Source organism: Ruminococcus sp. XPD3002, assembly GCA_900119535.1.
Taxonomy (GTDB): Bacteria; Bacillota; Clostridia; order Oscillospirales; family Ruminococcaceae; genus Ruminococcus; species Ruminococcus flavefaciens_H.
The window spans coordinates 51775-64100 of sequence record FPJT01000009.1; the positions used below are offsets into that span (position 1 = coordinate 51775).

The following is a 12326-nucleotide window of genomic DNA, read 5'->3' on the forward strand; positions in this document are numbered from 1 at the left end:
AATGGAAAATAATACAGAAATGAACAACAACGCAGAAACTGTTGAAGAAGTTAAAGAAGCAGAAGATACAGCAAAAAAGCCGGAAGAGAAAAAATCGTCCTTTCTTTCCGATGTTATAGAGATAATGGAGTCTACACTGATAATGGTATTCGTTATCGTGCTGGTAGTTACTTACCTTCTCCATCCTGTAAATATTATCGGACTTTCTATGTATCCCACACTCAACAAGCATTATGACGCTTCAGATCCTAATTCCATTTCGGACAGGATCTTTATGACTACTGTATACGGCGACATAAAGTACGGAGATATACTTGTTATCGACAAGAAAGAGAACTATCTCCTTGATGACAGCGGAAATGTTTACGTTCCCGATGATTACCAGTCCTTCAACGAGTGTATAATCAAGCGTGTTATCGCTGTTGGCGGACAGACTGTCGATATCCATGACGATCAGGTATACGTTGACGGTCAGCTTATCGACGAGCCGTATATCGCTGCAGGTTCAACTACATACGATACAGGCGCATTTGACGGTCAGTACCCAATAACTATCCCCGAGGGATACTATTTCGTAATGGGCGACAACAGAAACCACTCCGCAGACAGCCGTAATCCCGGTGTCGGACTTATCAAGGAAGACCAGATCTACGGTAAGGCACTTGCAAGATACTATCCTATAAAGGATTTCCATATCCTTACCGATTCATGGAAAGAGTCTGCAAATGACTGAGAACGAAAACAAGAAAAGTCTCTTTAAAGAGATATTAGGCTTTACAGAGACACTTATAGTAACGCTTTTCTGCGTTTCTCTGATATTCACCTATCTGCTGAGCATCGTCACAGTGGACGGCGATTCTATGGAGGAAACTCTCTTTTCGGACGAACGTGTGCTTGTTTCGCAGGTTAGCCGTCATCCCGAAGCTGGGGACATCGTTGTGGCTTATGCCGCTTATGTGAACGTTTTCAACGATAACGGCATAATGTTCAGACATACGGGACTTCAGAAGAAGATAATAAAGCGTGTCATAGCAGTCGGCGGTCAGACCATCGATATCGATTTCAAGCGCGGTGAAGTCTTTGTGGACGGCGAAAAGCTGAAGGAGGACTATGTCACTCTCGGACTAACACATAATGACGACGGCGCTTTTTCGGGGAAATATCCCCTTACTATCCCCGAGGGATACTACTTCGTTATGGGGGATAACCGTCCCGTATCAAGAGACAGCCGTTCAAGCTATCTTGGACTTGTCTCGCAGGACGAGATAATGGGAAAGGTGCTTTTCCGCATTTCGCCCGTAAATAAGATCGGCTCTGTTGACTGAACAGGAGGAGCTTGTGGAAAATAATACAGATATGAAAGTGATACAGTGGTTTCCCGGCCATATGGCGAAAACCAGACGAGCTATCAAGTCGAATCTGTCACTTGTGGATGCTGTTGTCGAGATAATCGATGCACGTACTCCCATGAGCAGCAGGAATCCCGAGATAGACTCGCTGACCTCGGGAAAACCCCGTATCGTACTTCTCAATAAATGCGACCTTGCCGATGCGAATGCTACTTCGGCATGGGTGAACTATTTCAGCCGTGAAAACGTGACTGCTCTCGCAGTTGACTGCAAATCGGGAAAGGGACTGAATAAGCTCCTTCCCACCATGAAGGCTACCGTGCTTAAGGAGCTTATGGAAAAGCGCAGTAAAAACGGCATGACAGGCGCTGCTGTGCGCCTTATGATACTTGGTATACCTAACGTCGGAAAGTCCTCGCTGATAAACCGCCTTGCAGGTTCAAAGCGTGCAAAGGTTGAGGACCGTCCGGGTGTTACAAGGACAAAACAATGGGTAAAGCTCAAGGACAATACCGAGATGCTTGATATGCCGGGTGTGCTCTGGCCAAAATTCGAGGACCAGTCCGCCGCAATAAGACTTGCCTTCACAGGCGCTATAAGCGACGATATCCTTGATATCGAGACACTGGCAATGAAGCTTCTTGCGTACCTTGCTGAGAACTACCCCGAACCGCTGAAGGAACGCTACAAGATAGATATCGATGAGGCTGATGACGGACTTGCCCTTCTTGAAAAAGTCGGCAGGAAGCGCGGCATGATGATATCGGGCGGAGAGATAAACACCGAAAGAGCGGCTATAACCGTTCTGGACGAGTTCAGGAGCGGCAAGCTGGGACGCATAACTCTCGAGCTTCCGCCTGTAAAGGAGTAATTATGGCGAGAGTTGTTCTTCATAAGGAGCTTTTCGACTACGACTCCGAACGCCGCAGGACATTTCCCGTTATATGCGGTGTGGACGAAGCTGGCAGAGGTCCTCTTGCAGGGGACGTGTATGCGGCTGCTGTCATTCTTTCCGACGGAGTCCTTATCGACTACCTTAATGACAGCAAGAAGATATCCGAGTCCCGCAGGGAGAAGCTCTACGATGAGATAATTTCCCGTGCTGACGCCTATTGCGTAGCAACTGCAAGCGTTCAGGAGATAGACGAGCTGAATATACTCGGAGCTACCATGCTTGCAATGCGCCGTGCAGTTGAAGGACTGGGGAAAGTCCCCGACCTTGCACTGGTGGACGGCAACCGCCTTCCCGAACTTCCCTGCAAAGCAGAGTGCGTTATCAAGGGAGATGCAACATCCGCTTCCATAGCTGCAGCATCCGTACTTGCCAAGGTCTCACGTGACCGCTATATGAAGGAGATAGCCGTGAAGTACCCTCAGTACTGCTTTGAGCAGCATAAGGGCTACGGTACTAAGCTCCACTGCGAAATGCTGAAAAAGTACGGACCTTCCGAGGTACACAGGAGGACCTTCCTGAGAAAGATACTCGGTGAGGACAATGACTAAAAGCGAAACGGGCAGACTCGGCGAGGAAAGCGTCTGTGCCTACCTGACCGAAAGAGGCTACACTATAGCCGCGCGGAATTACCGCATAAAAGGCGGCGAGATTGACATAATCGCCGAAAACGGCGACTTTATCGCGTTCGTTGAAGTCAAGGCAAGAAAGCCAGACAGTATGGTAAGCGGCTTTGAAGCGGTCAACAAACGCAAGCGCGGTCTCATAATAAAGACTGCAAGTGATTATTGCTGCAAGCATCCGAGCGTACTGCAGCCGAGGTTCGATATCGCAGAGGTGACAATCGACAGCGGCAGGGTGCTCAGCATTGATTATATACCCAATGCCTATGATACATCAGGCTACAATTTTATATTCTGAAAGGTGATTCTATGTTTTACAACAGCACAAGAAACAGTGGAGTAAAAGTAAGCAGTGCCGAGGCTATAACTCAGGGAATATCCGCTGAGGGCGGACTTTTCGTGCCTGAGGAGATACCTGCTGTCACACTTGACGAGATAAAGGCTATCGGTGATATGAAGTACGCCGACAGAGCTGCATACATCTTCTCGAAATACCTCACCGATTTTTCTGAAGCTGAGATACATTACTGTACCGATAACGCTTATTCGGTAAAGAACTTCGAGACTGAGAGCATCGCTGAGATAGCTCACCTTTTCGACGGTACATATATGCTGGAGCTGTGGCACGGTCCTACATGTGCATTCAAGGACATGGCTCTCCAGATACTTCCTTACTTCCTTACAACTTCCGCAAAGAAGATAAACCTCGATAAGAAGATAGTTATCCTCGTTGCAACTTCAGGCGATACAGGAAAGGCTGCTCTTGAAGGCTTCAGGGACGTTGAGGGTACTTCCATCATGGTATTCTACCCCGAGGAAGGCGTAAGCCCGATGCAGAAGCGTCAGATGAAGACTCAGGAGGGCGCTAACGTAGGAGTTTGCGCTATCAAGGGCAACTTCGATGACTGCCAGAACGGCGTTAAGGCTATTTTCACTGATGAGGACGTAAAGAACCAGCTCGAAGCAAACGGCATGATATTCTCATCTGCAAACTCTATCAACTGGGGACGTCTTGTTCCGCAGGTCGTATACTACGTTTCCGCTTATGCAGAGCTCGTCAAGGACGGCGAGATAGCTCTCGGAGACAAGATAAACATAGTTGTTCCCACAGGAAACTTCGGAAACATCCTTGCAGCTTACTATGCTAAGCACATGGGAGTTCCCGTAAACAAGCTGATATGCGCTTCCAACATCAACAACGTACTCACAGACTTCATCAACACAGGCGTATACAACAGAAACCGTCCTTTCCATGCGACAGTTTCACCTTCAATGGATATCCTTATATCAAGCAACCTCGAAAGACTTCTCTACCTCATGACAGGCAGGGACGATGCTCAGATACGTGAGTGGTTCGGCAAGCTTGCATCAGAGGGCTGCTACGAGGTTAGTGACACTGTAAAGGCTAAGCTCAGCGACGAGTTCTGGGCAGGCTTCTGCGACGATGCTCAGACCAAGGAGACTATCCACGATATCTACACAAAGTACTCCTATACATGCGATACTCACACTGCTGTTGCAGTTAAGGTATACAACGACTATAAGGCTGCAACAGGCGATACAACAAAGACTGTTATCGCTTCAACAGCAAGTCCTTACAAGTTCAGCGCTGCTGTACTTGAAGCACTTGAAGGCAAGGCTTCCGACATCGACGAATATGACAAGGTGGACCGCATCGCAGAGCTTTCCGATATACCTGTACCCGCTGCTCTTGCGGACCTCAGGAACAAGCCTGAGCGCTTCAGCGATGTTATCAGCAAGGAAGAGCAGAAGCAGTACGTTCTGAAAGCATTAGGTATCTGATGAGCCTGTATGTAATAGGCGATCTTCATCTCAGCTTCTGCGATCCTGCCAAGACAATGAGCATTTTCGCAGGCTGGGAGAACTATCAGGAACGCATAGAAAAGCACTGGCTCGAAAACATAAAAGAGGATGATACCGTAGTTCTCGCAGGAGACATCTCCTGGGGAATGTCACTTCAGCAGGCAGTTCCCGATTTCAGCTTCATCAACTCTCTCCCGGGAGAGAAGATAATCCTGAAGGGAAATCACGACTATTGGTGGACTACCAGAAAGAAAATGGAGGACTTCTTTGCTGCTGAGGGCTTCGGTACTCTTAAGATACTTCACAACAACCACTACCGCTATGAGAATTACGGCATATGCGGTACACGCGGCTGGGTGAACGGTACGGACGGCAGCAGGGACGTTCAGGACGAAAAGGTACTTAAACGTGAGGTACAGCGCCTTGAAATGTCGATACAGTCCGCACTTAAAGAAGAGCTTGAACCTCTTGTGTTCATGCACTATCCGCCGATATTCGCTTCCAACTTCAATTACGATATACTGGAGGTCCTTTATCGGTACAACATCAAAGCTTGCTACTACGGTCATATCCACGGCCGTTCTGCCCACGAGCTTTGCGTCACAAACACCTATGACGGCATTGATTTTCACCTTATCGCAGGTGATTATCTACAGTTTGTCCCCGAGAAGGTATTGTGAAATTGTAAAAAATGTAGAAGTGGCGGAAATTTGTGGAAAAAAATTTCTGAATGTGGTATAATGTACCAAGTATGTTATGTACGGTTCTTTGCCGTTTCAAGGGACGTACCGCTTCTCGGCAGTATGGCTGCCCGCTGTTAAAAACGGCGCATTGCAATGTATATTTGCGGTGGAGCTTAGTATATATTAATTATGGAGGATTATCATGAGCTTAAAATCATCAAACAAGACAGATGTTAACACTACCGAGTTAATTATCTCTATCGACCCCGAAACATTTGAGGCTGCTGTTGAAAGAGAATACCAGCGCCAGAAGAAGAATATCCAGATCAAGGGATTCAGAAGAGGAAAGGTATCTCGTAAGCTTGCTGAGAGAGAGTTCGGCGAGGGTGCTTTCTACGAGGGTGCTATCAACGCTCTTCTCGGACCGGAGCTCGATGCTGCTGTAAATGAGACAGGTCTTCAGCTCGTTGACAGACCTAACGTTGAAGTTACTTCTATCGACAAGGAAAACGGCGTTGAGATCAAGGCTGTTTGCGTTACAAAGCCTGTTATCGAGATCACAGACTACAAGGGCATCAAGGCAAGCAAGAATGTCAAGGAGATCACAGATGAGGATATAGACGCTCAGATCAATATAATCAGAAAGAAGAACGCTCGTATAGTTTCAGTTGATGACAGAGCAGCAAAGGAAGGCGACGAGGTTATCATCGACTTTGAGGGATTCTTCGGCGACGAGGCTTTTGAAGGCGGCAAGGGCGAGGATCATCCTCTTGTTCTCGGCAGCGGTCAGTTCATCCCCGGCTTCGAGGATCAGATCGTTGGACACAATATCGGCGATGAGTTCGATGTTAACGTAACATTCCCAGAGGACTATCAGATGGCTGATTATGCCGGCAAGGCAGCTGTTTTCAAGACAAAGCTCAAGGCTATCAGCTTCGAGGAGCTTCCTGAGATCAACGATGACCTTATCAAGGATGCTACAGATTTCGAGACAGTTGACGAGTACAGAGCTGACATCAAGGCTAAGCTCGAGGACGCTGCTGTAAAGCAGGCTGACGCTGACTTTGAGAACAGCATCATCAACTCTATTATTGAGAAGGTAGACGCTCCTATCCCGAACGTTATGTTCGAGCAGAGAATAGATTCACTTATGCGTGCATTCGATCAGCAGCTCCAGTCACAGGGCATGAGCCTTAAGCTCTACAGCCAGTATACAGGCATGGATGCTGACGCTCTCAGAGAGACATACAGAGACAGAGCTGTAAGCGAAGTTAAGCTCAGACTCGCTCTCGAGAAGGTTGCAGAACTCGAGAACATCGAGGTAACTCCTGATGAGATCAACAACGGACTTGCAGATCTTGCTGCTGCTAACAACGTTGACGTTGAGACTATCAAGAGATTTATTCCTCTTAACGATTATATCGAAGACCTTAAGGTACAGAAGGCAATTGACCTTATCAAGGAGAATGCTGTTATCGAGGATGCTCCTGCTGAAAAGGCTGAGTAAGATATATTTTATCAGACAATAATACAATAAAGGCGTCCCGCAATCGCGGGACTGCCGTTTTTAAAGAAAGGGCGATGAATATGAGCAGTTTAGTACCTTACGTTGTTGAACAGACAAGCAGAGGTGAAAGATCATACGACATTTTCTCACGTCTTCTTAATGACAGGATCATTATGCTGTCAGATCAGGTGAACGATACTACCGCAAGTCTCGTTGTGGCACAGCTCCTTTACCTTGAAAGCCAGGACACTGAAAAGGACATATCCCTTTATATAAACAGTCCCGGAGGTTCTGTTACAGCAGGTATGGCTATCTATGATACAATGAACTATATCAAGTGCGATGTATCTACTATATGTATAGGTATGGCTGCATCTATGGGTGCATTTCTGCTTTCATCGGGTGCAAAGGGCAAGAGGATCGCACTTCCCAACAGCGAGATCATGATCCACCAGCCTCTCATCGGCGGCGGACTCGGCGGTCAGCAGACCGATATCATGATCCACGCCAAGAACCTCGAACGCACAAGAGACCGCCTCGAGAGCATAATGGCTGCAAATGCAGGAAAGACTGTTGAAGAAATGCACAATGCCTGCGAGCGTGATAACTATATGACCGCTCAGGAGGCTCTTGAATTCGGACTTATCGATAAGGTAATTGAAAAGAGGTAAGTGTAGATATGGCAGAATTTAAGACCTGCAGCTTCTGCGGCAAGGGCGAAAACAGAGTTCACAGCATGTTCTCGGCTGGTACAGCCAATATCTGTGATGAATGCGTCTGCTACTGCTATGAAATGATCTTCGGACCGGGTATCACAAAGGCTCAGAGAAAGGCTGCAAAGGGAAACAAGGAGTATTCTCTTTCTTCCATGAAGCTCCTTAAGCCTGTTGAGATCAAGAAGTTCCTTGACGAATACGTTATCGGTCAGGACGAGGCAAAGATATCTCTTGCAGTTGCTGTTTATAACCACTATAAGAGAATAATGAGCCAGGATGAATACAACATAAAGCATGTTGACGATGTAGAGCTCCAGAAGAGCAACGTTCTCCTTCTCGGACCTACAGGTGTCGGAAAGACATTCCTTGCACAGACTCTCGCAAAGCTGCTCAATGTACCGTTTGCTATCGCTGATGCTACTACTATCACCGAGGCAGGCTACGTCGGAGATGACGTTGAGAACGTTCTCCTCAGACTGATACAGGCTGCCGACTTTGATATAAAGGCTGCCGAGCGCGGTATCATTTACATCGATGAGATAGACAAGATAGCAAGAAAATCCGAGAATACATCTCTTACCCGTGATGTAAGCGGTGAGGGAGTTCAGCAGGCTCTGCTTAAGATAATCGAGGGAACTGTATCAAACGTTCCTCCTCAGGGCGGAAGAAAGCATCCGAATCAGGAGGTAATCCAGATCGATACAAGAAACATCCTCTTTATCTGCGGAGGCGCTTTCGACGGCCTTGAAAGACAGATACAGAAGCGTATCGGCAAGGCTCCTATCGGCTTCGGCGGAGAGATCAAGACTGCTGCCGAGGAGAAGGACAATATCTTCAAGAAGGTAATTCCGAAGGACCTTGTAAAGTTCGGTATGGTGCCTGAATTCGTGGGACGTCTTCCTGTTATAACAGTTCTCGAGGAGCTTGACGAGTCGTCACTGGTAAGGATACTTACAGAGCCGAAAAATGCTCTTATCAAGCAGTATAAGAAGCTGTTTGAGTATGACGATATCGAGCTTGAGATAGAGGACGACGCACTTATCGAGATCGCTAAGAAGGCGATAGCTCAGAAAACAGGTGCAAGAGGACTTCGTTCAATACTTGAAGGGATCCTTAAGCATTCTATGTATATCGTTCCTTCGGATGGAAGCATCTCAAAGGTAACTATCACAGCGGACTGCGTTGTGAATAACAGTGAACCTGTTCTGACGGACAAGAAAAACAACAGGATCAATATAGCATAAAGCGAAGTGTTATGCTATATTGCCCGATCGCAGGGAGCAGAACGTTGTTCCGCGTATCTGTGAGGGCATTTTAATTGTAGCATAAAATATGGGACGGACTGAAAAAGTCCGTCCCTTTTTGTGTACGGCGGAAGCATTCCGCCATTACTGTGGAGTTATCAGCATCCGCAGCCGCATCCGTTATTGTTGCCGCAGTCGTTGCATCCGCAGGATGAGAAGAGAAGAATGAAAAGAAGGATGAGAAGGATGATCCACCAGCAGTTGTTTCCGTCGAAGCATGAGTTACACATAATTGTTATCTCCTTTGAAGATATATTTGAATCGCTTTGTGCGTTTCATAGTACATAATATGCCGCAGTGGAAAAAGTGTTACTGATAAGGGTGGTGCATTTATGAGTTTGTATGTATTATCGGGGGAAACTTATCTGATGTAAGGTTATCCTCAGCCAGTCAAAAAATATCGTTTCTTGACGGAGCGCTTCGTATCGCAGGGCGCTGCCCTGCACCCGCCAAAGGCTCTGCCTTTGGAATCCGCTAAAGGGATAGCATCCCTTTAGAATCCCCCAATTAATGGTTTCAAGCTTTTTTGGCACTCTCAAGAACCTTGCATCGGAAAGTTTTTCACAACAGACATACAAAAAACTCCGATACACGTATCACCATTATGTACAAAAGCTATTTCCCGACAGTTATCGCATGAAATAAGTGGCATAATAATATAAGTGTCAAGTCCGCACGGACGTTTTTTTCTGGAGGTAACTATGATAAATACGGATAAATTCACTAAAAAGGCAGCGGAGATCATAGACGGAGCCGTTGTCTGCGGTTCAGAGATGGGACATACCTACGTCGGAAGCGAGCATATTCTCCTTTCGATAGCTGCGGACGGTACTTCTGCGGCAGCCGAGATACTCATAGAAAACGGCGTTTCCTACGATGATATCAGGCGTGAAATGACTAAGCTCGTGGGACTCGGTTCACCTTCAACGCTGAACCGCCGATGTTTTACAACTGCATCAAAGCGCATACTTGAAAGCGCGTACTCTATTGCTGCGGCAGATAAACGCAGACAGGCAGCTCCCGAACACATTCTTGCGGCGATAATCAGGGAGTCCTCTTGTACCGCATGTACCGTTATAAGAAAAACAGGGGGAAGCCTTGCAGGAATATGCAGCGGACTGGAGATGATAGCTTCCTCGGAACTGAAAAGTGAACTGTATGACGCCATAAAGCCGAAAATATCACATCTTCCTAACCTATTCAGGTACGGCAGGAACATAACGGATATGGCGCTTGTAAGAAAGAACGATCCTCTCATCGGACGCAGTACCGAGGTTGAAAGGATACTTCAGATACTTTCACGCAGAAGCAAGAACAATCCGTGCCTTATCGGTGAGGCAGGTGTGGGAAAGACCGCTATCGTGGAAGGAGTTGCAGAGCTGTTCGTGCGTAATCTTGTACCTGATACGCTGAAAAACAAGTTCATTTTCTCGCTGGATCTTGCACTTCTCCTCTCAGGTGCAAAATACAGGGGAGACTTTGAGGAGCGTGTCAAAGCCTGTATAGATGAAGCGGTCAACGCAGGAAATATCATACTCTTTATAGATGAGATACACACGATAGTTGGCGCAGGTGCGGCTGAGGGAGCTATAGATGCGGCGAATATAATGAAGCCGCAGCTTGCAAGGGGCGAGATACAGGTGATAGGTGCGACGACCTTTGCCGAGTACAGCCGGACTATCGAAAAGGATCAGGCACTTGCAAGACGCTTTCAGCCTGTACACGTAAACGAGCCTTCCGAGGAAAGCTGTACCGATATGATACGTGGACTGAGAAACAGCTACGAGAGCTATCACGGAGTCAAGATAGACGATGATATAATATCCCTTGCAGTATCCCTTTCGGTAAGGTACATTCCTGACAGATGTTTGCCCGATAAAGCTATAGACCTCATAGACGAGGCATGTGCATGTGCGAAGATACGCTGTAATTCGGGGATATGCAGGAGCGATACCGAATATATAAGTCTGCGGGATACTCCATCTGCACTGAAAAGGGTAAGGCAGGCTATAAACGCAGTAGAGCCACGCAGAGTTACTGAGGAGGACGTTCTGTCCGTTGTATCCGTAAGGACGGGTATACCTCTCAACAATATAACGGCGGAGGAATCGGAAAAGCTGGACCTTCTGGAGGATAGACTCAGCGAGAGAGTGATAGGTCACAGCTACGCCGTAAAGAAGATAACAAGCGCCGTATACAGGTCCCGTTCGGGACTGAGGGACGGTAAACGTCCTGCGGCATCTTTTCTGTTTGCAGGCCCTACGGGAGTGGGCAAGACCGAGCTTGCAAAAGCGCTTTCGGACTGCCTTTTCTGTTCGGAAAACTCCATGATAAGAATAGACATGTCGGAATACATGGAAAAGCACTCGGTGTCAAGACTTATCGGAGCTCCTCCCGGATATGCTGGCTACGAGGACAGAAACAATTCCCTGTGCGAGAAGATACGCCGTGAACCCTATTCCCTTGTGCTGTTCGACGAGATAGAGAAAGCGCATCCCGATGTGCTGAATATACTCCTTCAGATACTGGATGACGGAATACTGACAGACACCTCCATGCGGCGTGTGAGCTTCAGGAACAGTATGATAATCATGACCACAAATATAGGTGCAGAGGAGATAAGCGGAAGGACTTCCCTCGGCTTCGGAGGAGATGAGGAACCGCAGGAGAGTATGCGTGTTACGGAGAGAGTAAGGGAGCATTTTTCGCCTGAATTTATCAACAGGATAGATGATATCATCGTTTTCAGGGCACTCGAGACCGATGACCTTATGAAAATAAGCCGTAAAGCACTTGATAACCTCAGTTTACGTGCAAAGGCACTTGGTATCGGTCTGAGCTATTCCGATGCGGTAGTAAGAGCGGTGGCGGCATCAAAAGAAACGGCAAGGTACGGCGCAAGACCGATAAAACGCCGTGTTACGGACCTTATCGAGAATGAACTGGCGCTTATGATAATCAATTCGAGAGTGCGCCGGGGGGACGATATCGCACTTGATATGAAAGAAGGAAGGATAAGCTTTTCAAAAAACGTTGCGGAGACCTGTCACTGATATGATCAGTTTGGGTGAGAACTGACGATGTAAGATTAATTTATACGGGAATAAGCGGGGTGCAGGGTTACTCCCTGTTGTACAGGGAGATGTCAGCGAAGCTGACAGAGGGTACGGGCGACCGTTGGGAGCCGCTCGCTCCCTGCCGGAGTCCGGAGGCAGAGCCTCTGGTGGGGTTGAAGGGGCAACGCCATGCAAGAGAGAGCGTTCCTTTCAGACATCTACAGAACAAATATCCTACAAATTTTAGTACATTCTGTTGCCGTGTGCAGCTGATAACAGATACTTGACTTTATCGCCGTAAAGTATTATAAT

At 47.3% G+C, this 12326-nt stretch carries 12 protein-coding genes; 11 read left to right on the plus strand and 1 reads right to left on the minus strand.

The window, feature by feature from the left end; all coding sequences use genetic code 11:
* Window position 1: 1 nt before the first annotated feature.
* From lepB (BT127_RS09470) to clpX, 10 genes are all read left to right on the plus strand, one after another.
* Window positions 2–733, plus strand: a complete 732-nt coding sequence (lepB, locus tag BT127_RS09470) for a signal peptidase I (RefSeq protein ID WP_139275487.1) — start codon at window positions 2–4, stop codon at window positions 731–733.
* The gene (lepB, locus tag BT127_RS09475; RefSeq protein WP_075424768.1) at window positions 726–1325 is read left to right on the plus strand and encodes a signal peptidase I; all 600 of its coding nucleotides are present in this window, start codon (window positions 726–728) and stop codon (window positions 1323–1325) included. Before lepB (BT127_RS09470) ends, lepB (BT127_RS09475) begins: the two co-directional genes overlap by 8 nt.
* Before the next feature lie 31 nt (window positions 1326–1356).
* Entirely contained in the window at window positions 1357–2220 is an 864-nt protein-coding gene (gene ylqF / locus BT127_RS09480) for a ribosome biogenesis GTPase YlqF (protein WP_075424863.1), read from the plus strand.
* A 2-nt stretch (window positions 2221–2222) separates the two neighbouring features.
* Entirely contained in the window at window positions 2223–2852 is a 630-nt protein-coding gene (rnhB, locus tag BT127_RS09485; protein WP_075424769.1) for a ribonuclease HII, read from the plus strand.
* Window positions 2845–3222 (plus strand): YraN family protein, encoded by a 378-nt coding sequence (locus tag BT127_RS09490; RefSeq protein ID WP_075424770.1) that lies wholly within the window; start codon window positions 2845–2847, stop codon window positions 3220–3222. Before rnhB ends, BT127_RS09490 begins: the two co-directional genes overlap by 8 nt.
* Before the next feature lie 11 nt (window positions 3223–3233).
* Window positions 3234–4727 carry a threonine synthase gene (thrC, locus tag BT127_RS09495; protein ID WP_075424771.1) on the plus strand — a complete coding sequence of 498 codons (1494 nt, stop codon included), beginning with the start codon at window positions 3234–3236 and terminating at the stop codon, window positions 4725–4727.
* On the plus strand, window positions 4727–5428 hold the full coding sequence (locus BT127_RS09500) for a metallophosphoesterase (protein ID WP_075424772.1): 702 nt from the start codon (window positions 4727–4729) through the stop codon (window positions 5426–5428). The genes thrC and BT127_RS09500 overlap by 1 nt, the downstream gene beginning before the upstream one ends.
* Window positions 5429–5633: 205 nt before the next feature.
* Window positions 5634–6938: a trigger factor gene (tig, locus tag BT127_RS09505; RefSeq protein ID WP_075424773.1), complete on the plus strand. Its 1305-nt coding sequence runs from the start codon at window positions 5634–5636 to the stop codon at window positions 6936–6938.
* A gap of 80 nt (window positions 6939–7018) precedes the next feature.
* Window positions 7019–7609 carry an ATP-dependent Clp protease proteolytic subunit gene (locus BT127_RS09510; protein ID WP_075424864.1) on the plus strand — a complete coding sequence of 197 codons (591 nt, stop codon included), beginning with the start codon at window positions 7019–7021 and terminating at the stop codon, window positions 7607–7609.
* Window positions 7610–7617: 8 nt separating this feature from the next.
* Window positions 7618–8898 (plus strand): ATP-dependent Clp protease ATP-binding subunit ClpX, encoded by a 1281-nt coding sequence (gene clpX / locus BT127_RS09515; RefSeq protein ID WP_075424774.1) that lies wholly within the window; start codon window positions 7618–7620, stop codon window positions 8896–8898.
* A 158-nt stretch (window positions 8899–9056) separates the two neighbouring features.
* Here the strand turns inward: clpX and BT127_RS17195 are convergent, their stop codons facing one another.
* Complete coding sequence (locus BT127_RS17195; RefSeq protein WP_318257215.1) at window positions 9057–9188, minus strand: hypothetical protein; 132 nt, start codon at window positions 9186–9188, stop codon at window positions 9057–9059.
* A 471-nt stretch (window positions 9189–9659) separates the two neighbouring features.
* On the opposite strand from BT127_RS17195, the gene BT127_RS09520 reads away from it, so the two are divergent.
* A complete protein-coding gene (locus tag BT127_RS09520) occupies window positions 9660–12011 on the plus strand; it encodes an ATP-dependent Clp protease ATP-binding subunit (RefSeq protein WP_075424775.1) in 2352 nt (783 codons plus the stop codon).
* The last annotated feature ends 315 nt before the right edge of the window (window positions 12012–12326 follow it).